26 protein-coding genes and 1 tRNA gene are annotated in these 24,050 nt (G+C 62.0%); 16 read left to right on the top strand and 11 right to left on the bottom strand.

Translation table 11 applies throughout. The annotated features are described in order from the left end of the window. Position 1: 1 nt before the first annotated feature. Complete coding sequence (locus BX592_RS07510; RefSeq protein ID WP_134191028.1) at positions 2-217, top strand: TOBE domain-containing protein; 216 nt, start codon at positions 2-4, stop codon at positions 215-217. Positions 218-258: 41 nt separating this feature from the next. Here the strand turns inward: BX592_RS07510 and BX592_RS07505 are convergent, their stop codons facing one another. Next, positions 259-555 carry a hypothetical protein gene (locus BX592_RS07505; RefSeq protein WP_134191027.1) on the bottom strand — a complete coding sequence of 99 codons (297 nt, stop codon included), beginning with the start codon at positions 553-555 and terminating at the stop codon, positions 259-261. 237 nt (positions 556-792) lie between these two features. Between BX592_RS07505 and BX592_RS07500 the strand changes: the two genes are divergently transcribed. Continuing rightward, the gene (locus tag BX592_RS07500; RefSeq protein WP_134191071.1) at positions 793-993 is read left to right on the top strand and encodes a hypothetical protein; all 201 of its coding nucleotides are present in this window, start codon (positions 793-795) and stop codon (positions 991-993) included. A 63-nt stretch (positions 994-1,056) separates the two neighbouring features. After that, a complete protein-coding gene (locus BX592_RS07495) occupies positions 1,057-1,299 on the top strand; it encodes a hypothetical protein (protein WP_134191026.1) in 243 nt (80 codons plus the stop codon). Positions 1,300-1,390: 91 nt separating this feature from the next. Here the strand turns inward: BX592_RS07495 and BX592_RS07490 are convergent, their stop codons facing one another. Continuing rightward, positions 1,391-1,675, bottom strand: a complete 285-nt coding sequence (locus tag BX592_RS07490; protein ID WP_134191025.1) for a hypothetical protein — start codon at positions 1,673-1,675, stop codon at positions 1,391-1,393. A gap of 322 nt (positions 1,676-1,997) precedes the next feature. Here BX592_RS07490 and dusA point away from each other — a divergent pair, with 322 nt between their 5' ends. Both dusA and BX592_RS07480 read left to right on the top strand, forming a co-directional pair. After that, positions 1,998-2,996 carry a tRNA dihydrouridine(20/20a) synthase DusA gene (dusA, locus tag BX592_RS07485; RefSeq protein WP_134191024.1) on the top strand — a complete coding sequence of 333 codons (999 nt, stop codon included), beginning with the start codon at positions 1,998-2,000 and terminating at the stop codon, positions 2,994-2,996. A gap of 128 nt (positions 2,997-3,124) precedes the next feature. Further along, positions 3,125-3,200: transfer RNA gene (locus tag BX592_RS07480), tRNA-His, on the top strand. A 127-nt stretch (positions 3,201-3,327) separates the two neighbouring features. On the opposite strand, the gene BX592_RS07475 is transcribed toward BX592_RS07480, so the two are convergent. Further along, on the bottom strand, positions 3,328-5,043 hold the full coding sequence (locus BX592_RS07475; RefSeq protein WP_134191023.1) for a hypothetical protein: 1,716 nt from the start codon (positions 5,041-5,043) through the stop codon (positions 3,328-3,330). 158 nt (positions 5,044-5,201) lie between these two features. Here BX592_RS07475 and BX592_RS07470 point away from each other — a divergent pair, with 158 nt between their 5' ends. The 3 genes from BX592_RS07470 (at position 5,202) to BX592_RS07460 (ending at position 7,527) form a co-directional block, all read left to right on the top strand. After that, positions 5,202-6,458: a WzyE family oligosaccharide polymerase gene (locus BX592_RS07470; RefSeq protein ID WP_134191022.1), complete on the top strand. Its 1,257-nt coding sequence runs from the start codon at positions 5,202-5,204 to the stop codon at positions 6,456-6,458. A gap of 227 nt (positions 6,459-6,685) precedes the next feature. Continuing rightward, complete coding sequence (locus tag BX592_RS07465) at positions 6,686-7,054, top strand: phage protein NinX family protein (RefSeq protein WP_134191021.1); 369 nt, start codon at positions 6,686-6,688, stop codon at positions 7,052-7,054. Positions 7,055-7,200: 146 nt separating this feature from the next. Further along, positions 7,201-7,527 (top strand): hypothetical protein, encoded by a 327-nt coding sequence (locus tag BX592_RS07460; protein ID WP_243849364.1) that lies wholly within the window; start codon positions 7,201-7,203, stop codon positions 7,525-7,527. A 202-nt stretch (positions 7,528-7,729) separates the two neighbouring features. Here the strand turns inward: BX592_RS07460 and BX592_RS07455 are convergent, their stop codons facing one another. Both BX592_RS07455 and BX592_RS07450 read right to left on the bottom strand, forming a co-directional pair. Beyond that, on the bottom strand, positions 7,730-7,945 hold the full coding sequence (locus BX592_RS07455) for a DUF3820 family protein (RefSeq protein WP_134191020.1): 216 nt from the start codon (positions 7,943-7,945) through the stop codon (positions 7,730-7,732). After that, positions 7,942-9,384 carry an MFS transporter gene (locus BX592_RS07450; RefSeq protein ID WP_134191019.1) on the bottom strand — a complete coding sequence of 481 codons (1,443 nt, stop codon included), beginning with the start codon at positions 9,382-9,384 and terminating at the stop codon, positions 7,942-7,944. The genes BX592_RS07455 and BX592_RS07450 overlap by 4 nt, the downstream gene beginning before the upstream one ends. A gap of 315 nt (positions 9,385-9,699) precedes the next feature. On the opposite strand from BX592_RS07450, the gene mnmH reads away from it, so the two are divergent. The 3 genes from mnmH to BX592_RS07435 all read left to right on the top strand — a co-directional run bounded on the left by mnmH (position 9,700) and on the right by BX592_RS07435 (position 12,851). After that, entirely contained in the window at positions 9,700-10,794 is a 1,095-nt protein-coding gene (mnmH, locus tag BX592_RS07445) for a tRNA 2-selenouridine(34) synthase MnmH (RefSeq protein ID WP_134191018.1), read from the top strand. Between the two features lie 190 nt (positions 10,795-10,984). Continuing rightward, positions 10,985-12,037, top strand: coding sequence for a permease (locus BX592_RS07440; RefSeq protein WP_134191017.1), 1,053 nt, complete (start codon positions 10,985-10,987; stop codon positions 12,035-12,037). A gap of 391 nt (positions 12,038-12,428) precedes the next feature. Beyond that, positions 12,429-12,851: a hypothetical protein gene (locus tag BX592_RS07435; RefSeq protein ID WP_134191016.1), complete on the top strand. Its 423-nt coding sequence runs from the start codon at positions 12,429-12,431 to the stop codon at positions 12,849-12,851. A gap of 50 nt (positions 12,852-12,901) precedes the next feature. On the opposite strand, the gene BX592_RS07430 is transcribed toward BX592_RS07435, so the two are convergent. Together BX592_RS07430 and nodI are read right to left on the bottom strand one after the other, a co-directional pair. Beyond that, entirely contained in the window at positions 12,902-13,732 is an 831-nt protein-coding gene (locus BX592_RS07430) for an ABC transporter permease (RefSeq protein ID WP_134191015.1), read from the bottom strand. A 7-nt stretch (positions 13,733-13,739) separates the two neighbouring features. Beyond that, a complete protein-coding gene (gene nodI / locus BX592_RS07425) occupies positions 13,740-14,654 on the bottom strand; it encodes a nodulation factor ABC transporter ATP-binding protein NodI (protein ID WP_134191014.1) in 915 nt (304 codons plus the stop codon). Positions 14,655-15,079: 425 nt separating this feature from the next. Between nodI and BX592_RS07420 the strand changes: the two genes are divergently transcribed. Then, positions 15,080-15,538 carry a universal stress protein gene (locus BX592_RS07420; RefSeq protein ID WP_134191069.1) on the top strand — a complete coding sequence of 153 codons (459 nt, stop codon included), beginning with the start codon at positions 15,080-15,082 and terminating at the stop codon, positions 15,536-15,538. A gap of 72 nt (positions 15,539-15,610) precedes the next feature. On the opposite strand, the gene BX592_RS07415 is transcribed toward BX592_RS07420, so the two are convergent. The 4 genes from BX592_RS07415 to BX592_RS07400 form a co-directional block, all read right to left on the bottom strand. Then, positions 15,611-16,255: a DUF2939 domain-containing protein gene (locus BX592_RS07415; protein WP_243849374.1), complete on the bottom strand. Its 645-nt coding sequence runs from the start codon at positions 16,253-16,255 to the stop codon at positions 15,611-15,613. A gap of 139 nt (positions 16,256-16,394) precedes the next feature. Next, positions 16,395-16,745 (bottom strand): hypothetical protein, encoded by a 351-nt coding sequence (locus tag BX592_RS07410; RefSeq protein ID WP_134191012.1) that lies wholly within the window; start codon positions 16,743-16,745, stop codon positions 16,395-16,397. A gap of 180 nt (positions 16,746-16,925) precedes the next feature. Next, positions 16,926-17,576, bottom strand: coding sequence for a transcriptional repressor LexA (lexA, locus tag BX592_RS07405; protein ID WP_134191011.1), 651 nt, complete (start codon positions 17,574-17,576; stop codon positions 16,926-16,928). 318 nt (positions 17,577-17,894) lie between these two features. Then, a complete protein-coding gene (locus BX592_RS07400; RefSeq protein WP_166676314.1) occupies positions 17,895-19,379 on the bottom strand; it encodes a cytidine/deoxycytidylate deaminase family protein in 1,485 nt (494 codons plus the stop codon). 470 nt (positions 19,380-19,849) lie between these two features. Between BX592_RS07400 and BX592_RS07395 the strand changes: the two genes are divergently transcribed. The 4 genes from BX592_RS07395 to BX592_RS07380 all read left to right on the top strand — a co-directional run bounded on the left by BX592_RS07395 (position 19,850) and on the right by BX592_RS07380 (position 24,047). Next, entirely contained in the window at positions 19,850-20,887 is a 1,038-nt protein-coding gene (locus BX592_RS07395; protein WP_134191009.1) for a sulfate ABC transporter substrate-binding protein, read from the top strand. A 139-nt stretch (positions 20,888-21,026) separates the two neighbouring features. Next, a complete protein-coding gene (gene cysT, locus BX592_RS07390) occupies positions 21,027-21,926 on the top strand; it encodes a sulfate ABC transporter permease subunit CysT (protein WP_134191008.1) in 900 nt (299 codons plus the stop codon). Further along, positions 21,923-22,936 (top strand): sulfate ABC transporter permease subunit CysW, encoded by a 1,014-nt coding sequence (cysW, locus tag BX592_RS07385; protein ID WP_134191007.1) that lies wholly within the window; start codon positions 21,923-21,925, stop codon positions 22,934-22,936. Before cysT ends, cysW begins: the two co-directional genes overlap by 4 nt. A gap of 13 nt (positions 22,937-22,949) precedes the next feature. Then, positions 22,950-24,047 carry a sulfate/molybdate ABC transporter ATP-binding protein gene (locus BX592_RS07380; protein ID WP_134191006.1) on the top strand — a complete coding sequence of 366 codons (1,098 nt, stop codon included), beginning with the start codon at positions 22,950-22,952 and terminating at the stop codon, positions 24,045-24,047. Positions 24,048-24,050: the final 3 nt, after the last annotated feature.

Here is a 24,050-nt window from a genome sequence, read left to right as displayed (position 1 = left end):
CATGAGTATTGCCGCCATCAACGTACGCAATCAGTTCAAAGGCAGGATCAAGGAGATTATTCGCGGCCCGGTCGTGTCGGAGGTCGACGTCGAGACGCCGTTCGGTATCGTCACGTCGGTGATCACTACGCGTTCGATCGATGAGCTCGAACTGGTGCCGGGCGCCGAGGTCGTCGCGCTCGTGAAGTCGACCGAGGTGTCGATCGCACGACTTTGACCGGTTACGCGCCGGTGCTTAAGGTTGCCGGGGCGGCGTGCTTATTTCGCGTTGGCCGCGCTAGCCGGCGGCGGATGCATCATCCTGTCGTTGGTCGGCTTGCGCGGTTTCTTGACGGGCATATTGTCCGGGTTGTTCGAGCCGCCTGATGCCTGCGCGGGCGGCTTGACCATCGATGCACCCGTGTCCGGTGCGGGCGAACTTTGCAACGGCGCATGTTGTGGGGGCGCGTTTTGCGCCGATGCCGTGACGCATGCCAGTGCGAGCGCAGCCAGCAGCGCGGCAGATGTGACCGCCGTCGGTATCGCTTTCAATCCGTTCGCTTTCAATCCGTTCATCAATCCTCCCAGGCTTCACTCTATTGCCATTCTCTTTGCATTGCGCGGATGGCGCTGCGGCGCTAGTTTGTCCCGCACGCCGCGTGCCGCATCGGGGGCGCGGCGAACGCTTCGATGCATAACTCGCAATCCCTTCAGACGCCCCTGCAATCTTCGCAGGAAGTGCTAGCATGAATCGGGCAACGATGATGAACGAAGGCCTGAATGAAGGCCGATTCTCAGCTTGCGGAGGTTGCGATGATGAAGGCTTTGAGTCCCGATGCGATTGATACGTTGCGGCATCTGAACGACATGCAGGCTGGCGCGGCATCTGCGCCGGTCCCGCCGCCGGTGGTCGCGGAATTGCTGGGCGCAGGCCTCGTCGCGAAAGCCGGACGAGGCGACGGCGTCGAGATTACCTGCGACGGCAGAAAGTACCTGTCGGGCGATTGCGACTAACGCGAGCGGTTGCCCGTCTGACGACTGATCGGCGCGGCGTATGCCGCATGCAAGGAGCCGGACATGGAGCCGAACGGGCTCGACATGGGCGACTATCAGGAGCGTTATAAGGATTACGACATCGAAGTCGCGGTCGAGCAGGTGCTGACCGGCGTGAAAGCGCACTTCAGGATATTGACCGGCGGTGTCGTCGCGCTCGACTGGCGTCTTGTGCCGATCGACGGCTTCTGGTCGACCGAACGCGCGGCCGCGCAAGCCGCGCTTCGTGCCGCGCGCGACGTGATCGACAACGGTTTGCCGGGTTAACGCGGCGAACGGACAAAAAACCGGGCGTTCGATTCGAACGCCCGGTTTTTTTACTGACTGCGAGCGGGCGACTGCTGCCCGCTGGACTGGCTTAGTGGCCCTTGAAAATCGGCTCGCCGGCGCCTTGCGTCGTCGTTTGCGAAGCGCGGCTACCGGCTTGCGTATCGCCGGAGTGCACGCCACCGTAGGCGGTCGTGCTGTCGTTGATTTGCTGTTGTTCAGCGGCCAGCGTTTGTTCGCTCTGGCCACGTTGCGACGCCGGTGCGCCGACGGTCGGACGGTAGAACGGTGCCGGACCGTAGCCGCTTGCGAATGCAGGTGCGGCAACAGCGGCGGAAGCGGCGATCAGGACAGCTGCGATCAGTTTGGTCTTCATGGTGACAACTCCAATAAGTTTCGATTCAGGAAGACGTCGCGTAAGTGCTTTGCGAAAGGTTGCTGCGACATCGTTGAGGCGCAGTGTATACCCTTACTATCGCAAATTTGTGCTCGATATCTCGAAATTACTATTCTGTCAATCGAAACAATCCCTCGGCCTTACCTGGCGCGGGTTGTGGAGCATCCGTGACAATATTCCGACAAAACGCTATCCAATAATTGAGAGATTTCGGGTTGGGGACGCGGGTCCCGTAAGGGTCTTTTTGCAAGGCTGCGGTAAAATCAACAGTTGGTTCCGCTTCTTCTGTCACCGTTTCCCCATGCTTTCAGGTTCTATCGTGAGTCCTCGTCGGGTCAGTGTTGCGCCGATGATGGACTGGACGGATCGTCACTGCCGTTCATTTCATCGCGCGATTTCGCGCCATACATGGCTGTACACCGAGATGGTCACCACCGGCGCGCTGATTCACGGCGACGTTGCGCGCCATCTTGCGTTTACCGCAGACGAGGCGCCGGTCGCGCTGCAGCTGGGCGGCAGCGAGCGCGACGACCTCGCGCACTCGGCGCGCCTGGGCGAACAGTGGGGCTACGACGAAATCAACCTGAACTGCGGCTGCCCATCGGAGCGCGTGCAGCGCGGTGCGTTCGGTGCGTGTCTGATGAACGAGCCGCAACTCGTTGCAGACTGTGTCAAGGCGATGCGCGACGCGGTGTCGGTGCCGGTTACCGTCAAGCATCGGATCGGCGTCGATGCAGTCGAGCACTATGAGTTCGTGCGCGATTTCGTCGGGACCATTGCCGATGCAGGTTGCCGCGTGTTTATCGTGCATGCGCGCAACGCAATTCTGAAAGGCCTGAGCCCGAAGGAGAATCGCGAGATTCCGCCGCTCAAATACGAATACGCGTATCGGTTGAAGCGCGATTTTCCGGATCTCGAGATCATCATTAATGGCGGTATCAAGACGCTCGACGAAGTCGCGTTGCATTTGGAGCATGTCGACGGTGTGATGCTCGGGCGCGAGGCTTATCACAATCCTTACGTGCTCGCGGGCGTCGATGCGCGCTTCTATGGCTCGACCGAAGCGGTGCCGACGCGCGAAGAAGTCGAAGCGAAGCTGATCGACTACTGTGCGGCCGAGCTCGCACGCGGCACGTATCTCGGCGCGATCACGCGGCATGCGCTCGGGCTGTATCGCGGCGAGGCCGGCGCGCGCGGCTGGCGGCGTGTGCTGTCCGATAACCGCAAGCTCGCGGCACGCGATCTGTCGATCTTCGATGAAGCGCGACAGCATCTGCGCGAACCCGCGGAACTGATCTAACGCGAGGCGGCGCAAAGCGACGCAATCGAAATGTTCGAATAAGGGCTAGGCAAACGCAGATCGTGTTTGTATAATCTCGCTTCTTCATCGGCAAGCCAGTTCTGGCGAGCCAAATAGATGTTCCAGTGGTGGCTGTAGCTCAGTTGGTAGAGTCCAGGATTGTGATTCCTGTCGTCGTGGGTTCGAGTCCCATCAGCCACCCCAAGAGAATTCCGCAGTGACCAGCATTCGCGCGAGACGGGCCGTCCCAGAATATGAAATTCGGAACGGCGTTTTTGTTTTCAGAATCGGCTTCGCGGTTTTCGCGGCCATTCCGTTGCGTCGATCGTAGCTACGCGCGAACGCTCCACCAGCCGCCGGCCGCATCGCTCGCGAGGATCAAGGCCGCGCCCGGCTGTATTGCCGCCGCGCGTAATTCATCGATTGAATCCGATTCGACCGCTGTCAACGTCACTTCTGATCGCCCGATGTTTCTACAGAAAAGCACCTGGCCGGATTCAACGGTCTGCGATCGGGATGGCGGCAATGCAAATCGGGTCGGCTCATCGCACTTGAGCAGCAGGATCGTATCGGCACTGTCGATTCGCTGGCTGCTTTCCTTCAGGACGCGGGAACGATATCGGATACCGCCCGCAAGCATTGCAACTCCATCCACCTCTACCGCACCGTTCACGCGAACATTGCTGCCAAATCCGTAGAAATGACTGGAGCGATCTGGTTTGCCAAGCACGAGAACGTTCGTACCTGCGCTCGAAACGAGAGCTTGCCGGCACGAAGCGATCGTCAGTTGATCGGCGTTTTTGCCGACGAGTGCTTTCTTGAACGACGTGTCAAAGTATCCGTTTTGAACGTCGTCGATGTCGATCGCGAACGGGAACGTCAATGCAGAATCGTAGAATCTTGGATCACGCAACGAAACGGAATCGATCCGTCGTCCGTGCGCGGCGCGGATTCTCACCGCGCAATGCGTCAGCGATTCGAATGTCCCACCTTGAATTCGTATTCCGAATGATTTTCGTCGTGGACTATCTTCGATCGATACTCCGGTCGCAGCGAACGCATACGAACAGTTGAGCAATGTCACTCCGCTGCACCCGGATAGTTCAATGGCGGCTCCAGTACTAGCCGTGGTCCCGCCCGAAGCGCCGAAAAATTTGCAATTAACCAATGTCGATTCATTCAAGCCATCGGCCCTGAAAGGGGCAACGTTACCGGGAGAGCCCTTTCTCCCGAGAAATTGGCAATTCTCAAAGAGTGCGGTTTGACCAAGGCCGTAGTGGCCGGTAGTTAGCCAGCACGCGCGCCTCGATTCGTGCGTCCCCACCACATGGATATTGCGGAAAATCACGCCGTCATACACGTCCTCCAGCAAAAAGCCGTGCGCACGACAATGCGAAAGATCGATCCGGAACTGTTCGAACTGCACAGCGGTGAGCACGTTGTCCGGAGCGGCGATGGCGGCTCGGAACAACGCATCGCCATTAAAGTCAGGCAGGCCTCTGATAAAGGTGCCCGGCATAACACTATAAGGTTCGCCGCCGGCGTACGCGGGGCCTCGCCCAATAAGAGAAACGCCGGGTCGGACAACAACCGGATGCGATAACGCATGGCTTCTTCCCAATAGCACCGGTCCGGCGGAAAGCGCACAAGCGGCGTCAATGGCGGCCTGGATTGCACGGTGGTCACTTGTTTGCGGATTTCCAGTCGCGCCGAACCATGCTACATCGATTGAGCCGCTGAAAACCCGCCTCCAGCGCCGATGGTCGGCGGCCACGATGATCGTGCCCCCGTCATCGGCCGAGACGCGATCCTGCTCATGCTCGGTGAATAGTCCGGCTGTTCCGGCGTGCCGCAGAAATACTGAGCGGGCGGCGCCTTCGTACGCTCTAAGCGACGCGTAGTCGTCGAGTACTTGTACCGTGTCCGATGGCGCTTCCCGCGGACCGCCGCCGTTTTCGGATGCGGCATTCGCGGCTAACGACAATCCTGCGCCTACCACGGCCACGAGGCTGTCTCGTCGCGCCAGGTCGATTTTTCTAGTCGCCATGCAAAGCCTCAAGCTGGTATTCCGTGGTTTGAAACGTGAAGATTGTTAATCTCATAATTACGCTTATCGTGTTTGTAAAATTTCGTGTGGAAAATACGGTTATTTCCTTGAGGTAATAGGAGAATAGCGCGCATCACCAACACTGTGAGCGCCGCGGGATGACATTTATTCTTTTCTGTATCTGTACGGGCTTCTACTGCGGTTTTTTGAGAAGATGGAGGAGTCACCCAGGCTTTACTTTTTTTGGGATATCGGCCTTCTACATCATTTGTATTTTGTGGATTCCGTTTTACGCGGCAAGCAATTTATTTCTCGATCTGGACTGGCAGTATCCGATTCGCGATTGGGAAATATCGTACATCGCAGGCGTATTCGTTACGTGTGTGATGCTCTGCAATCTCGTTCGCCGGGCGTTCCGGCTGGCTCCCATCGAGCACCGGCTGTCCTTGCTAGCACGGCTCGCCGGTTCATCCAGAGGCCGCGTATATATGCTGGTGGCAACCGGAGTATCGGTCGCCTGTATCGCCGGTCTTTATCACACGAAAGGTGTCGCCCTGAATGTCGGTAACTACGGGTCACGCTTCGAGTCCAATACAGGAACCGGACTGTTTTCGATACTTTCATATGCGATCGTCTCAGTAGCGGTTTTGCGTCTGTTTAAAAAACCGCGGCTATCGTCGATGCTGACCTCGCTATTGATCGTAATCGCGTATGGCATGGCGCTTTTTCTGACGCTAGGCGGTGCACGTAACTACCTCATTGCTGCGATTGTTCCAGTGTTGCTGGCGTCATACTCGCTGCGGATTATTCGCGAACGGCAACTTGTTCTTTACCTCGTGCTCGGTACGCTGGGTCTCACAGCGCTCGCGATGGTCCGGTATGGCGACGCGCTAAACGCGGGTAGCACAGAATTGATTGCGATCTATACTCGCGATACCGTCTTTCCTGTGCAATCGTTGAATCTGCTATTTTATAGTTCACAGATCCACTTTGTAGGTTTCAAGTATTTTTTCAACCAGGCGTATGCGATCATTCCCCGAGGCATGTGGCCCGGAAAACCTGTTTATCTGGATACGATTGCCTATTATTTTGCGGATCAGGTTCTGGCCTACGGAAAAGGGTTGATTATTGCCCCGACTGGACTCGGTTCACTCTATCTAATGGGGGGCTGGCCGTATGTAATAGTGGGGACCTTGCTGGTTTTCATATTGTTTATATTTGTCGATTACCTGATTTTTAATGGGAAATCTATAGTTTTTATCTGCATCTGGCCATCTCTGTTCTTTGCCTTCTTTTCATTCCGGGAATCAATCGAACTGGGTTTGTACAAGATTGTTGTGCATGCAATTGGTACGCTGCTTATTTATGCTGTTTCGATGTCGGTGTGCCAGGTACTTCCTAAAAGAACGAAGTAACGGAAGGATCGGTTGCTTTTCTATCCGTTCGTTCTGCGAGTTTCCACTTGCCGCTCGCCGCAGCGGACAGGTCGTTTCGAGGTTCCGACGGCATCGCGCAGTGCATCCGCTCATGAACACAGTACCCGCTCAACACGCCGACCCCGCGCGCGTTAGCCGGTAGACACGGCATCGACATCCAACAAAAGCTACTATTCAGCTTTGCCGCTGAACCCAAGGGATAACCCATGAACGTTGCCGATCTGGAAGGCCCGTTGCTCGATTACTGGGTCGCGCGTGTGGCGCAGTTGCCCAAGCCGCGCGTCGACGACGGTTTTTGCTGGATCGAAGAACCGGCGTGCGATGGCGATCCCGTCGGCGCGCTGGAGGCCGCGTTCGCGCCGTCGACGGACTGGACGCACGGCGGTCCGATTATCGAGCACGCGCGGATCTGTGTCGGCTATTCCGAGCAGCTCGGATGGGGCGCCGGGCCGACCGTGGATGCACCGCGGTTCCGGGCACACGGCGCGACCCCGCTGGTTGCCGCGATGCGTTTCTACGTGACGATCCAGTTTGGCGACAACGTACCCGACCAAACCGGATCCGCAACCGACTAACTGACCCGCGCCGGCTCGCATCGCGCGCTTTCGTCCTGGGCACGCGCGGCACGTCCACAGATACGTCGGGTGTGCGAACATCGCCCGCGCGCCCGACGTCCCGCTCCCGCTTCATCCGAAGCCTGCGCTGCATGCTAGGATTCCTGATGAATCGTCACCGGGAGCCGACCATGTGGGACCGCATCGAGCACAACGGCTACGAAGTCTGGGTATTGCCCGTACTGGCGTACGGACCGCCGGCACCCGATACGCTCTGGCATTACACCGCTTACTTTTGCCGGCACGGCGCGGACGCGCATCTTGCCGGCCAGAGCACACGGTACCAGGAAATGGTCAGCACGTTTCGCAGCGAGGATGAAGCGCGCGACGCAGGCTATGCAGAAGGCCGCCGGCTGGTCGACCTGCTGCCCGCGAACGGACTACGCGGACCACACGGATCGCGCGCGAGCAGCGCAACACCGACACCACGCTGACGAAAAAAAACCCCGCCGAAAGTCGGGGGCGGGGCTGCGCATGAAAAAGGTTCCTTGGAGATCAGGCGCAGCACTACAGTATCCGCTTAAAAGTTTGATTTCAAGCCGTCGAAAATAACAATCCGTTACGAAACCGTGGGCTTCAGATGGCTTCGTGTCGGCAATATGACAGTTATTGCATGCCCGGCAATCGCCGGCTGCGCTATCGCGCGCGTCGTAGCGGATCGAGCAATGGCTTGAGTCCGTTGTGATCGATTTCGTGCATCAGCGCCAGCAGCCGTCCAATTTCCCCGGGTGGAAAGCCCTCACGCGCAAACCAGTTCAGGTAGTGTCCCGGCAGGTCGGCGATCACCCGATCCTTGTATTTGCCGAACGGCATCACACGCGTCACCAGCAGCTCAAGGTCTTCGGTTTTCACTGCGCAGCCCCGGTGCCGGACGTGCGGTGTCCGCTGACATGCGCACCCGCGCGCGCATCGAGCCCGAACACGTCGAGAATCGACACCAGGCCGACTGCAGCCACTAGCAGAAACGCGACGCTGAAATCGGCGGTCGTGACCGATTGCGCGCCGTGTCCGTGCAGCCACGCAGCCATGCGCAGCGCAATCGCGCCGAGCGCAACACCCATGCCGATCGTCAATTGCTGAATGGTGCTCGACAGCGTCGATGCGCCGCTCATCTGCTGCTTCGGCACATCGGCGAAACTCAGTGTATTGATCGCACCGAACTGCAACGAACGGACAAGCCCGCTCGCGAACAGCACCGCGACGATGATCCAGTACGGTGTATCGGACTTGAGCAGACTCATCGCGGCCAGCGACAGCGCGGCCAGTACGCCGTTGACGAGCAGCACCGAGCGAAAGCCGAAGCGCCGCATCACCTGGCTCGTCACGAGTTTCATCGACAGATTGCCGGCAAACACCGCGAGTGTTAGCAGCCCGGAACGGAATGCGTCCATGCCGAAGCCGAGCTGGAACATCAGCGGCAGCAGAAATGGCACCGCGCTGATCGACACGCGAAATAGCGATCCGCCGGCCATCGATACCGCGAACGTCTTCACGCGCAGAGCGCGCAAATCGATGACAGGATGCGGCGTGCGCCGCACATGAAAGAAGGCTGCGATACCCGCGGCCGCTCCGAGCGCGACAAAGGTCAGCGCTTGCGGCCAACGCGTATCGACACGGCCAAGCAACTCCATCGCATACATGATCGCGGTGCCGCAAAGCCCGCACAGCAAGAAGCCGAGCCCGTCGAACGGACGCCGCTCGGTGTCGCCGGCCGCATGGATAAAGCGCCATGCCAGCACGATGCCGGCCAGACCCAGCGGCAGGTTCAGATAGAAAATCCAGCGCCACGACGAGTAGGTGGTGATGAACCCGCCGAGCGGCGGGCCGATGACCGGCGCGACGAGTCCCGGCCACGTGATGAACATGATCGCGCGCATCAGGTCGTCTTTCGGCGTCGCGCGCAGCACCGCAAGGCGGCCGACCGGCACCATCATCGCGCCGCCGATGCCCTGCACGATGCGCGCCGCGGTGAAGCTGACCAGGCCGTCGCACATCCCGCATGCGACCGATGCCGCGGTAAAGACGGCGAGCGCAGCGGTAAACACGTTGCGCACGCCAAAGCGGTCCGCGGCCCAGCCGCTGATCGGGATAAACACCGCGAGCGTCAGCAGATACGACGTGATGCCGATGCTCAGATCGACCGGATGCACGCCGAATGAACGCGCCATCTGCGGTAATGCGGTGGCGATGATCGTGCCGTCGAGATTTTCCATGAAGAATGCGGCACCGACGAGCAGCACGATCAGCGACGGGTCTTCTGAACGCGGGGCGGCGGACGGTGAGTCTGGCATCGGGCGGACGGAACGAAGGTGGAGTGTGAAATGCAGAGAAGCGTTGCGGCAGGCGACCCTGCGGCAGGCGCGCCGTACATTGCCAATCGACTGCGCGCCTGGGCACCGGAGCGACATTCTACTGATGGTCGCCGCTTTCGTCCCGCGACGATCGACATCGGCGCTCGAACGGCGCAGTGCACGCTCGACTGTCAGCCGGATGTCGGACCGTACGCGCCGTGCCGGCGCCAGCGCATGAGATAATCACAGATTCTCACGATCCGGCGCGGGCGACGCATGCGCACGGAAATGCCCCTTCTGCCAGATGCTGCCAAATTGAAAAGCCTGCTTGTACCGCTCACCGAGCTTGCGCGCTTCGATGAAATCGTCGACGTGCGCACGCCGCTCGAATTCGCCGAAGATCACATTCCGGGCGCGATCAACGCACCGGTATTGTCGAATGAAGAGCGGGTCATCGTCGGCACGATGTACAAGCAGTCACCGTTCGAAGCGACGCAACACGGCGCCGCGCTCGCACTGCGCAATATTGCCCACCATGTGGACACGACCTTCGCTGACCGGCCGCGCAACTGGCGTCCGCTGATCTATTGCTGGCGCGGCGGCAAGCGCTCCGGATCGATGACAACCGTGTTCAACATGATCGGCTGGCAGGCGCGGCAACTGGACGGCGGCTACAAGAGCTATCGTCGCTCGGTGGTCGAACAGCTCGCGATATTGCCGAAGCGTTTCGACTACATCGCGCTTGTCGGCCGTACCGGCACCGGCAAGACGCGGCTACTGCACGCGCTGCGCGACGCCGGCGCGCAGGTGCTTGAACTCGAAGGCCTGGCCCGCCATCGCGGTTCGCTGCTCGGCGCCTGGCCGGGGCACCCGCAGCCGTCGCAAAAGGCATTCGACAGCGCGCTGATTGGCGCGCTTGCGCAATTCGACCCGGCCCGGCCGGTGTTCGTCGAATCCGAAAGCCGGCGCATTGGCGCGATCACGTTGCCCGATGCGTTGCTCGAGCGCTTCCATCAAGGCGCATGCATCGAGATTCGGGTGGCGTTCGATGAACGGGTTGCGTTCCTGCTCGAAGATTACGGACACCTGTTCGACGATCCAGCCGGATTCAAGCAGCAGCTCAGTCGTCTGATCGGCTTGCATAGCCGTGAGCAGGTGATGCGCTGGCAGCAACTGATCGATGAACGCGCGCCCCGGGAACTGGCTCACGAACTGCTCGAGCGGCATTACGACCCTGCGTATCAGCGCAGCAGCCGGCAACACTTCAGCCAGCTCGCGCATGCGCAGCACTTCACGTTCCGGCCGACCAGCGGCGATACAGTGAGCCAGGCGCAAGCGTTGCTCGCGCAGGTGTCCGCACCGTTGTCCACGACCACCAACGAATCGACCGCAGCGCACGTGGCGACATAATGGCCGCATGATCAGCGAAACCGGCAACAGACGTTAGCAACGCACATCGCGACGACGCAACGCATCGTGCATAGCCGCGTCCGCTTCGCGATGCGAGTCAAAAAGCAGGCAGTCAAAAAAGCACGCAGTCAAAAGCATCCGAACAACAAACAAGCGAATCCAACAACATACGCATCAGAGGACAAGCCAAATGAACACGACCAGACAAGCGGCCCCGGCGTCGGGGTGGCTCATTTTCCTGTTGCTTGCGATTGCAGGGCTCTTTTATGTGAAGTGGTTTCCGTACTATCACCGCGCCTTTACCGCGGCGTCGACGCATTCGATCGGCACGTCGATCCTGATGGGGAGCGCGGCGAGCCCGCCCGCGCCGTCGTTCGATGCCGCGCTCGGCTATGCATGGGCTTATGGCAAGGCAATCTGGCAGGCGATGGTGCTCGGCCTGCTGCTCGGCTCCGCGGTGCAGGCGCTGTTGCCCGCGCACTGGGTCGCGAAGGCGCTCGGCAAGACGGGTTTCGGCAGTGTCGCGGCAGGCGGCATGCTCGCGATCCCGGGCATGATGTGCACCTGCTGTGCGGCGCCGGTTGTCGTCGGATTGCGCGCGCGCGAGGCATCCCCAGGCGGGGCCATCGCGTTCTGGCTCGGCAACTCGGTACTGAATCCGGCAACGCTCGTGTTCATGGGCTTTGTTCTTGGCTGGCAATGGGCGGGCCTGCGGCTTGCGCTGGGGGTGCTGATGGTGTTCGGCCTCGGCTACCTGGTGAACCGGCTCGTGACGCCGGGTGAAGCGCACGCGGCCGACGCGCGCGTGGCCGAACTGATCACGCGCCAACAGGACGGCAACGCGTTCGTCCGCTGGCTGTCTATCTTCACGCGCATGGCCGTGCGTCTCGTACCGGAGTACGTGGTGCTGATCCTGCTGCTCGGCGCGGCGCGCGCGTGGCTGTTTCCTCATATCGGCCCGGCAATCGGCAACGACATCCTGTGGATCGTTGCATTTGCGGTCGCCGGCATGCTGTTCGTGATTCCGACCGCAGGCGAAGTGCCGATCATCCAGGCGATGCTAGCGTTGGGCATGGGCGTCGGCCCTGCCGGCGCGTTGCTGATGACCTTACCTCCGATCAGCGTGCCGTCGCTGGTGATGCTCGCGCGCTCGTTCCAACCGCGTCTGCTCGCGATCGTCGCAGCGGCGGTGGTCGCGTTTGGCATCGTGGCGGGGCTGCTGGCGGTCGCTTCAGGTTTGTGAACCTCGGCGCGGAAAACGTCGGTGAACGCCGCTGTGAAGCGGGCAGAAGCGGGCTCCGCACGGCGCGCAAACGTAGTCTGGTGCGGCAAATGGTCTTATCGCAGTGCGTCGAAACGGTTTCAAAATCCATTTCAGATGGTTTCAACAGTTTCAGCCAGTTTCAGTCGGCCTCACACGGTCGAATCTCGAACTAAACTGGGTGAACCGGAGCACGTGCGAACGGGGAGCGGCGGGTCGCCGATGACGCGCCGCAAGCACGCAAGCTGGACCAGAGGGCGGTTCCGGTGCACCGTCGGTTAGCCGCGGACAGCGGTGGCGCGGCTCGACAAGCGCGGACCGGCAATTATTCATATTCACACAGTCAACAAGACGATCCCACACAGGACATCGCATGGCGCAACAGAAGACCAATCCGAAGCTCGAGCAGGCGCTCACACGTGGAGACCTCGCGATCCGGCAGGCCAATTCCGCGCGCGCGACAGCGTTGCTGCGGGCGCTCGGCAAGATGATCGTCGACGCATCCGCGACGATCGGCGTCGAGGTATCCACGCTGATTCCGGACGGCGACCGTATCTACGATCCGGCTGACGGTGTATGGCCGCAGGCGTTGCTGGTCTCGCTCGACGGCCCGGTCGAAGACGCGGATCCGGACGAGGTGCGCACCGTGCGCCTGCTGGCCGACGATCCAGGCACCGTGTTTCGCGTCGAATGGCATCGCGCGGACGGCAAGATCGGCCGCCAGGAAGGCGGGCCGTTCGCGACGGTCGCGTTTATCTCCGATGTCGATATCCCGTGGTCGGACGACGAAGACTGACCGAAGGCCCGCCGCCGGCCGCGACGCTCGCCGGCGGCGCGCCCGCGCGGCTAGCGCATCATCCGGCGGCGCAGCAGCACGGCTGAAATCAGAAACGGCACGATCACGTAAAACGCGAGCACGGCGACATGCAGCGCCGCGTTATCGAGCGGCCGATCGAGCATCGCCGCACGGATCAGGTCGACCGCATGCGCGAGCGGCAGCAACTGCGTTGCATACTGCGCGGCGGGCGGCAACTGCGATACCGGGAAGAACACGCCGGAAAGCAGCAGCATCGGCGTGAGCACCAGCGTCTGATAGAACATAAAAAAATCGTATGACGGCGCAAGCGCGGTGACGATCATCGCGAGGCTCGCAAACGACAGACCCGCGAGTCCGATCACCGGCAGCGCGACAAGCGTCGACGGAAATTCCGCGTAGCCGAGCAGGCCCGCGACAATCAGGATCGCCGCGCCGGACAGCACCGACTTGCTCGCCGCCCAGATAATCTCCCCCAGCACGATATCGCCGAGCGTGAGCGGCGTGTGCATGATCGCTTCCCACGTGCGCTGCACATGCATTCGCGAAAAGCCCGAATACATCGACTCGAAGCTCGCCGACATCATCACGCTCGACGCGACGGTGCCGGCCGCGAGAAAAGCGATATACGACACGCCATCGACGCGTCCGACCATCAGCCCAAGCCCGAAGCCCAAGCCAAACAGATAGATCATCGGATCGGCGAGATTGCCGAACATCGATGCGATCGCGAGCTTGCGCCACACCAGATAATTGCGGCGCCATACCGCGACCCAGTTCAGCGGATTGGCGGGCAGCGCGGCAAAGCGTTCACGCATCGGTTTGAGCGGGTGGTCGGGCGTGTCGTACGAGCGTGCATCCATGGTCGATTCAATCCTGCATCTCGCGGCCGGTGAGCCGCAGAAATACGTCTTCGAGGTTCGCGGGGCGGTGCAGATAGCGCAAGTCCGCGCGCTGCTTGAGCCGCGCATGCACCGGCTGCGGGTCGTCGACATAGCAGAACAGCGTCTCGCCGCTGATATCGATGCGCACCGCGAACGGCGCCAGTTCCTCGCGTAGCGCAAGCGGATCGGGACCATAGACTTCGATCACGTCGCAGCCGATCTCCGACGCGATCAGCTCCTTCGGCGCGCCTTCGGCAATCTTCCGGCCTTCTTCGATCACGCACAGCCGGTCGCACAGCCGCTCGGCCTCTTCCATGAAATGCGTGGTCAACAGAATGGTCTTGCCGCGCGACAACAGGGAGCGCAGCCGTTCCCAGATCAGATGACGCGCCTGCGGATCGAGGCCGGTGGTCGGTTCGTCCATGACCAGCACATCCGGGTCGTTGACCAGCGCGCGGGCAAGCGTCAGCCGCCGTTTCATGCCGCCCGACAGTTCGGCGACACGCGCATCCGCCTTGCTTTCGAGCCGCGCGAACTCGAGCAGCGACGGCACGAGATCGCGGGTTTCCCTGGACGACAGGCCGAAGTAGCGGCCGAACACGAGCAGATTCTCGCGGACCGTAAAGTCCGGGTCGAGATTGTCGAACTGCGGGACCACGCCGACGCGCGCGCGGGCGATACGGGAACGGGCGGGGATCGGTTCGCCGCATAGACGGATCGCGCCGGCATCGGGCGCGGCGATGCCGAGCAGCATGCGCAGCGTGGTGGTTTTGCCGGCGCCGTTCGGGCCGAGCAGGCCGAAGCACTCGCCAACGCGCACATCGAATGACAGTCCGTCGACGACCTTCTTGCCGCCGTAGCGTTTTTCGACTTGATGAAATTCGATGGCGGCTTCAGGCATGAACGAGACGTGTCCGATGGTGAAAGGCGATGGGCGTCGAATAGTGGAACAGGGTCGATCTCACGCGCCTGATTGCGAAACAGCGGGCGCGATAGTGTGTCCAACTGATTGTGGTGCCGGGTCGGGGCCCGCCAAGACGCGAAATATGAGGCTAACTGCGAGACGCGCTGCAAGGCTAACTGCGAGCCCAACCGCAAGCCCAACTGCGAGGCCGGGTGCGGGACCGCTCTGAAAGGCTGCCTATTCTAGGCCATGATCGGTGAGCGCCGCGAGAGCGGCCACACGCGCGCAACGGCTTTCTTGCGCTGCGGCATCCCGCTTCTGACGCGCTGCGCACAGTTAGCGTTTTCCATCCCTTGCAAGCGCAATTGCGGCGCACCATGATTGACTCGACGTCCGCGATCGGCGCGGAAGGGAGAACCAGGATGGCGAGCTACCAGAAAATTCTGCTGTGCTACGACGGCTCGCGCGAAGGCCGCAAGGCATTGCGTTGCGGCGCGGATCTCGCGTTGGACCTGAAGGCCGAGACGCATTTGCTGTCGGTGGTCGACATGCGTTCGAGCATTGCGCAAAGCGCGGGCCTGCTAACCGATGTCGCGTGCGGCAGCTTCGAGAAGACTGCGCGCGACATCCTGCAAGAAGGCGTCGACTGGTTGACCGAGCGCGGCGTCACCGCGCATGGGCATTTCGCGTTTGGTCATCCGATTGATGAAATCGCGGCGCTTGCCGATGAACTGAAGGTCGATCTGGTCGTCGTCGGCCATCGCTGCCGCCATGGCTTGTCGCGCTGGTGGATGGGCGCGGGCAACACGCCGCTGCTCGATCGCGTGTCGTGCAGCATTCTGGTCGCGTGTTCGGACGACCAGCAACCGGCTGCGGCGTAGGGACAACGGCGTAAGGGCAACGGCGTAAGCGTAACGGCAACGTTAGCGGCCGCATCGAAGCAACGACAAACGTCAACCGTTCAGATCGACGCCGACGAGCTTCCACGTGAAGAGTCCGTCGCGATGGAAGATCGCTGCATAGCGCGTATCGCCGACGCCATGCTGATAGGTGACGACGAATTCGTTGAGACCGCGGTATCCGGCCGTGGTTTGCGGCGGCTGCGGCGGTTCTGACGGGTTGTTCGCCGGTGGCGTCGGCGGCGCTGGCGGCGGTGCAGCGCCGGTCTGTCCATTCTGCGCGTCGGCGGGCGCACGCGCATCGGGCGGCGCGGGCGGCCGCTCGCCGGGCTCGCCGCGCGGCGGCATGCCGTTCAGCAATGCGGCGACGCCGTCCGGCGTTGCATAGGCATCGACCAGCGGTCCTACCAATGCGACACCGATCATCGCGCCCAGCGCGGCAAGCGGATTGCCGTGACTTTCATCGCTGAGCCTGTGTTTGAGCAGTATCACAAGCTGCTGCTTGAGGCTGTCGCGAAAGGCGGGAAAGTCGACATACTGATTGACCGTTTCCGCGTCGCGCGCGTCGGCCGCGCGTTTCAGACGGTTAAGCGCGATATACGGCGATGCATAGACAAATGCCAACGCAACCAGAACGACAAGGGCGACCAGCGCGGCCAGCATCGACCGTTTGATACTGCCGTTGCTGCTGTGATGCATCGCGCGCTTGGCGCGGCAGGGACGAACCTTCATCGTGCGGGACATTCCTTCAAATGGGGTGGTTAACGTGGACCCCATTCTCGCAAAAACGATCCCGAGCAATGCGTTTGCGCAAGCCGGCGACGCGATGCTGGTCCGATCAGGCCGGTTGCGCGGCCGCGTGTTCTTCCGCGATTGCGCGGTCGATCATCCGGCATACCGCGTCGACCGTGCCCACCATGATCAGCCGCGACGGCCCGTGATACACCCGCACCGGCGCGCGCCGGGCGGGTTCCGCGTTGAGTCCCGCATTCAGCGACACGCGAGCGAACGCAGGCATGGATGACGGAAGCGATGACGCAGCCGTGCCCCGCTCATGCTCGTCGAAATCGAACAGCGAGCCCGTGCGCGGTGCATTGACAGCGTCGAGCGACGCGCACGGCGCGAGCTTGCGCAGATGGCGCAAACGGCCGAACTGGCGGAAGGGCAGCAGGCGGGCAAGGCGTTCCATGAATCTCTCCAATGCAAAAGGGTTCCGCGGCATAAGTGGGCGACTGCGGGTAACAGAGCGGGCGATGCTGGCGGGCAACATCAGGTCACAGCCGCGAGTGAAAGCTGTGAGTCAAAAGCCGCGAGTCAGAAAGCCGCAAGTCAGTGCCGAAAACAACAGCCGCAAAAACAACGCGAGTTATCAGAATTCACTCGGCCGGATCAAACCGACCGCGATGCCTTCGAGCGCGAAATCCGCGCTGCCGGCCTCGACGAAGATGTTTTCGTAATCGGGGTTCTCGGCGATCAGCTCGATGCCGTTTGGCCGGCGCTTCAACCGTTTGACGGTGACGTCGTCGCCAAGGCGCGCAATGATGATCTGGCCGTCTTTCGCTTCGGTGCGCTTTTGCACCGCGAGCAGGTCGCCGTCGAGAATGCCCGCATCGCGCATCGACAGGCCGCGCACCTTCAGCAGGTAATCGGGCTTGCTCGAGAACAGCGCCGGGTCGCACGCGTAGTGCTGCGCGATATGCTCCTGCGCGAGGATCGGGCTGCCGGCCGCGACCCGGCCGACCAGCGGCAGCGATAGCTGCATCAGCCCCGCGTGCGGCAGTGTGAACTGATGGGGCGCGTCGTCCTGCCCGGCGAGCAGCCGGATACCGCGCGACGCGCCGGCCGCAAGCTCGATCACGCCTTTGCGGGCCAGTGCCCGGAGATGCTCTTCCGCCGAGTTGGCCGAGCTAAAGCCCAGCTCGGCCGCGATTTCGGCGCGCGTGGGCGGAAAGCCGGTGCGCTCGATCGCGCGGCGGATCAGATCGAAAACCTGCTGCTGTCGTGCGGTGAGTTTGGTCATGGCGACACTGTATAGATAAACAGGTGCCTGTATTTTTATACAGTATCCGGCGCAATTCAAGTTTTACTTTAAGTTGCTCGCAAACGACGGGGAAATTTTCGCTGATCGCGAACGCTCGGCGGGCGTCTGAGGTTGGCGGGTTTGCGCTACGTCGGCGTCCGGGCAGCGCCGGCGCGCAAGAAGCGAGGCGGGGGTCGCGAGCCCGGTTTCGCGCGCAGCGAACAGAGGGGTTCCGCCATCGCGCGCCGGTCAGCTCGTTTGGTGGCCGCCACGCACCGGGCGGTGCGCGACGCGGTGGCCGCGCCGGCCACGGCGTCGTCAAGTCGCAGTCGACACGACCGGCTTGCGGATATAGCCCTTCTTCAACAGATCGCTCAGCAAGCCCACGCAGTCGGTGACGAGCGCCAGTTCCTCATCCAACCCACCGCCGCCCGTCACGTATATCTGGCGCGGCCTGGCAAGCGTACGTGGGCTCGTGGCCAGATCGAGCGCGTCTCGCGACAGCGACAGGCGCCGCGCGTGAGCCGCCGCGATCGGCGCGACAGACACGGCGCGTGTTTTCGGCAGGTCCAGCCCGAGCCGGCCGACCCAGGTCGACCGGTCCGGCGTCACATCGACGAATTGCGGCGTATTCAACTCCGTGTAACGTTGCTGCATGGTGTCGGGAACCAGCGCGAGCCGAAGGAACGCGTCACGCGTGTCGTTGTGGCGCAGGAACTTCAGCGTCTGGCCGCTACCCCATTTCTTGTCGACATAAAGCTTTTCGATCGCAACCGCGGAGGTCGCCTTCACCTGATGTTGCGACGAGCGATTCACCTCTCGCTTCAATGCATTGTTCTTGATCGTCTTGTCGGACTGGCCGAAATAGACCTTCCACGTCGGACAGAACGTCGCGAGAATGCCGCCGCACATGTAGCACGGCTCAAGCGATGTATACAAACGGCAATTGTCCGGCACGCGGCCGAGCTTGTTGATCAGCGCGCGCACCAGCGCGCATTCCGCGTGGCACGTGGGGCCGTTTCCGTCGCCGGCCACGTTCAGGCTCCAGCAGATGATGCGGCTTTGTTCATCGGTCAGCACCGCGCCGATGTTATTGCCGCTGCCGAGCGTGCCCGCGCGCAGATGCAGATCGGGCTCTTTCGACGACCACCCGACGCCAACCAGCGCGCACGCGAGCTTCATCAATATCGCGTCCCGATGCACCATCGAAAGGCGGTTGATGCCGGCGCGGGGAAGTCCTTCGAAGAACGGCAACCTGTCGAAATTCAGCGGGTCGGCTGACGCGACGGTTGCCTGAGCCTTATTGACTGCGCTCTTGAACGCGTCGAATGCCTGGCGAGGATTCCACGCGAGGCGGGGGCCGCTTCGAATCTGCTGCATATACCAGGTTCGCCAGGCATTGAAGTTGACGTCGTAGCGGGGCACGACGCCGAGCGCGCCGAGCACCTCGCGCTCCGGAAAGAGTCCATGCGACAGCGCCTGGGACAGGTCCTTGCAGCACACATTGTTCGCCGCATCCAGGTAGTAGACGGTGCTGATCTGGTTCGCGACGCACAGCCCCAGTTCCCATTCCGTCGGCGCTCCGATCATCACAAGCGCGAGATTGTCCTTGTTCTTCGGAAGCGCGGTCCCACTGCAAAAGATGTTTGCGGCGGCGCTCTCGTACAGTCGAACGCCGCGCTTGCCGATACGACAGACCTGCCATTTGCCGGCGTTGAATCCGGCCACGGTCGCGGGAGCGCCGTCGCCCGCGCTTTGACGGCGCAGCAAATAGAAAAACAGCAGCTTCAGTTCGTTCGACATGGCGCCTTTGACCGTAGGGATGCGAATGTCGCCAGCAATGTCGCCTGTTTCGCGCGTCGGTCGCTGGCCACGCGCGAAACTACCCGGCCGCTCACACGCCAGCAATCCCCGAAACCTGGTAATCGACGCATGCCACGCGACGCATGCCCGCGACGCATGCCCGTCGCGCAACCTTTCGAACGCGGTCAGCCATCGTGCGGCCATCGTTAGGCCTGGTTCGGCCAGGTTCGGATACCGGCCCAACCCCCGCCGCCAGACCGCCGATTGGCGGCGCTCCGACAGCGGATTTCACGTGCTAACGCCGCTTCCAGCCGTCATTACCACTTTTGCGTATTAAAGAATGAAGAAACATTATTTTTAATGATGAAGCCCCACGGATAGACTGGCCGCAAATCGATGACAGGCACGGCAGACAACGCGGCGACGCCGCAGCGCCCGGCCTGTGAACAACCGACAAGCGGAGAGCAGAAATGGTCGATCGGAATACGGGGTTTGCAGGACGCGCGAAAAAATTCTTCGCTTTGCTCGCCGTCAGTGCGGCTGCGACGCTCGGTGTCGCGGCACAGGCGCATGCTGATACCACTTTGCTGAACGTGTCGTATGACCCGACGCGCGAGCTCTACCAGGACATCAACGCGGCGTTCGGCAAGGAATGGAAGGCACAGACCGGCGAGTCGGTCACGTTCAAGCAGTCGCACGGCGGGTCGGGCGCACAGGCGCGCTCGGTGCTCGACGGCCTGCAGGCCGACGTCGTCACGTTGGCGCTCGCGTACGACATCGACGCGCTTGCGAACAAAGGGTTAATCGACCGCAACTGGCAGAAGCGTTTGCCCGACAACGCGTCGCCGTATACGTCGACGATCGTGTTTCTGGTGCGCAAGGGCAACCCGAAGCACATCAAGGACTGGGACGACCTGATCAAACCGGGTGTATCGATCGTCACGCCGAACCCGAAAACCTCGGGCGGCGCGCGCTGGAACTATCTGGCGGCATGGTCGTACGCGCTGCATCAGCCGGGCGGCAACGAGCAGAAGGCAAAGGAATTCGTCGCGAAGCTGTACAGGAACGCGGGCGTGCTCGATTCCGGTGCGCGCGGCGCGACGACGAGCTTCGTGCAGCGCGGCATCGGCGACGTGCTGATTGCGTGGGAAAACGAGGCGTTCCTGTCGCTGAAGGAGTTCGGGCCAGACAAGTTCGAGATTGTGGTGCCGTCGGTGAGCATTCTCGCGGAGCCGCCGGTCGCGGTGGTCGACAAGGTGGTCGATCGTCATGGCACGCGCAAGCTCGCCGAAGCGTACCTGAAGTTTCTGTATAGCGAGGAAGGGCAGGAGATCGCGGCGAAGAACTTCTACCGTCCGCGTTCGGACAAGGTGCCTGCCGCGCTGACCGAGAAGTTCCCGAAGCTCAAGCTGTACACGGTCGACGACACGTTCGGCGGCTGGACGAATGCGCAGAAGACTCACTTTGCCGATGGCGGCGTGTTCGACTCGATTTACCAGCCGCAGTAGTCCCGCACTGCATCCGGCGGATGCAGCAGGGCAGGCGCGCGCCTTCGGGCGCGCTTTTGAGTTTGTGTTGTGATCGAAGGCTCGCGTGGCGACAGGTTGCCGATGACCCGCCACGCCCAACCTGGAAAGAATATTTCGCATGACGACGTTGACCTTCCGCAAGCCGAGCGCATTACCTGGTTTCGGCCTCACGCTCGGTATCACGGTGGCGTATCTGAGCCTCGTGGTGCTGATTCCGCTCGCATCCACCTTTCTGAAGACCGCGACGCTCGACTGGAGCCAGTTCGTGCGCGCGGTCGCGTCGCCGCGCGTGCTCGCGTCATACCGGCTGACGTTTACCGCGGCGCTGGGCGGCGCGCTGATCAATGCGGTGTTCGGCTTTCTGGTCGCGTGGGTGCTGACGCGCTACACGTTCCCGTTCAAGCGCATTGTCGATGCGATCGTCGATCTGCCGTTCGCGCTGCCGACCTCGGTGGCCGGCATTTCGCTCGCCGCGGTCTATGCGGGTAACGGCTGGATCGGGCAGTTTCTCGAACCGCTCGGTTTGAAAATCGCGTTCACGCCGCTTGGCGTGCTGGTCGCGCTGACGTTTATCGGCTTGCCATTCGTCGTGCGCACCGTGCAACCGGTGCTCGAGGAATTCGAGCGTGAACAGGAGGAAGCGGCGGCGTGCCTTGGCGCATCGCGCTGGCTGACCTTCCGGCGCGTCGTGTTGCCGGCGGTGTTCCCCGCGCTGCTAACCGGCTTCGCGCTGGCGTTTGCGCGCGCGCTCGGCGAATACGGGTCGGTGATTTTCATCGCCGGCAACGTGCCGATGAAGTCGGAAATCACGTCGCTGCTGATCATCACGAAGCTCGAGCAATATGACTATGCAGGCGCGACGGCGATTGCGGTGGTGATGTTGATCGTGTCGTTCCTGATGCTGCTGTTCGTCAATACGCTGCAGTGGTATTTGCAGCGACGCACGAGCCGTAGCGCCGCCGCGCCCGCGGCACCCGCGCAGGCACTGGCCGGCATCCAGGACGGAGGTGCGCGATGAGCAGCGAATCCGTCGCGCTGTCGAATACGCGGCGTGCCGCTTCCAGCGCCGCGCGCCGCGACGATCCGGTTACCGAGCCGCGCGCGGTGCGCTGGATCCTGACCGGCATCGCACTGCTGTTTCTGGTGCTGTTTCTGGTGGTGCCGCTTGCCGCGGTGTTCTATCAGGCGCTCAGCAAGGGACTGGCGTTCTACTTCGAATCGCTCGCGGACCCCGACGCGTTGTCCGCGATCAAGCTGACGCTGCTGACCGCGGCGATCGCGGTGCCGCTCAATCTGGTATTCGGCCTCGTCGCGTCGTGGTGTATCGCGAAGTTCGAGTTCCGCGGCAAGGCGCTGCTGACGACGCTGATCGATCTGCCGTTTTCGGTGTCGCCGGTTATTTCCGGTTTGATCTATGTGCTGCTGTTCGGCGCGCAGGGCTGGTTCGGTCCGTGGCTGCAGGCGCACGATGTGCAGATCGTCTTCGCGGTGCCCGGTATCGTGCTTGCGACGGTGTTCGTCACGTTCCCGTTTGTCGCGCGTGAGCTCATTCCGCTGATGCAGGCGCAGGGCACCGACGAAGAAGAAGCCGCGCATGTGCTCGGCGCATCGGGCTGGCAGATCTTCCGCCGCGTGACGTTGCCGAACGTGAAGTGGGGCCTGCTGTACGGCGTGATTCTGTGTAACGCGCGTGCGATGGGCGAGTTCGGCGCGGTATCGGTGGTGTCGGGGCATATCCGTGGTCAGACCGATACGATGCCGCTGCATGTCGAAATTCTCTATAACGAATACAACTTCTCGGCGGCGTTCGCCGTCGCGTCGCTGCTCGCTTTGCTCGCGCTGGTGACGCTTGGCCTCAAGCTGCTTGCCGAGCGTCACATGTCGGCGGACGCGCGCGCGCAGCGCAGTGGCGCGCACGCGCCGGCGGCGGGGTCCGCCGCATCCGCCATGACGGGCACGTCGGGTACGTTGGGCACGTTGGGTACGCCGGCGCCGTCCGGCGCGGCCGCCGCCCGAAAGGTCCAATAAGGAGTCGCTAAAGATGGGTATCACCGTTCGTAACCTGCACAAACGCTTCGGCAACTTCACCGCGCTCGACAACGTGTCGCTGGACTTTCCTCCTGGCGAACTGGTCGCGCTGCTCGGGCCGTCCGGCTGCGGCAAAACCACGTTGCTGCGCGTGATCGCGGGGCTCGAATTCGCGGACGACGGGCAGGTCGTGCTGCAAGGCCAGGACGTCGCCGATGTGCGCGCACGCGAGCGCCAGGTCGGCTTTGTGTTTCAGCACTACGCGCTGTTCCAGCATATGACCGTGTTCGAGAACGTCGCATTCGGGCTGCGCGTGAAGCCGCGCGGCGAGCGGCCGTCGGAAGCGGTGATTCGCGAAAAGGTGCTTGAGCTATTGAAACTTGTGCAACTCGACTGGCTTGCGCCGCGCTATCCGTCGGAGTTGTCGGGCGGACAGCGCCAGCGCATTGCGCTCGCGCGCGCGCTCGCAGTCGAGCCGAAGGTGCTGCTACTCGACGAGCCGTTCGGCGCGCTCGACGCGAAGGTGCGCAAGGAACTGCGCAGCTGGCTGCGCCGCCTGCACGACGATCTGCATATTTCGACGATCTTCGTCACGCATGACCAGGAAGAAGCGCTTGAAGTCGCGGACCGCATCGTTGTGATGAACCACGGGCATGTCGAGCAGGTCGGCAGCCCGCAGGATGTGTACGATCATCCGCAGACGTCGTTCGTTTACGAATTCCTTGGCGCGGCGAACCGTCTGCGCGGCACGGTCGACCGGCGTGGTTTCGTCGCCGACGGCGCCGCGCAGCCGATTGCGACCGAGGCGGACTTCGAAGGCCCGGCGCTCGCCTATGTGCGTCCACACGACCTCGTGCTGTACCCGCGCGCAGCGGACGGTCATCGCGACGGCATTACGCTTGGCGTGCGGCGCGTCGTGACGCTCGGCGGTTCGGTGCGCGTCGAGCTTGAAGGGCTCGACGGACCTTCGGCGGCTGCGGACGGACGCGGCGCCGCCGTGCTGGAAGCGGAGCTCGACCGCGAAGCCTGGCGCGAACTGCGGCTCGCGGTCGGCGACCCGGTCACGGCGGTGCCGCGCGTGCTGCGCGTATTTCCCGCGCGCGCGCTGTAATGC

The sequence above is a fragment of the Paraburkholderia rhizosphaerae genome (genome assembly GCF_004366595.1).
Lineage (GTDB): Bacteria > Pseudomonadota > Gammaproteobacteria > Burkholderiales > Burkholderiaceae > Paraburkholderia > Paraburkholderia rhizosphaerae.
This window is presented reverse-complemented; position numbering and strand designations above follow the sequence as displayed.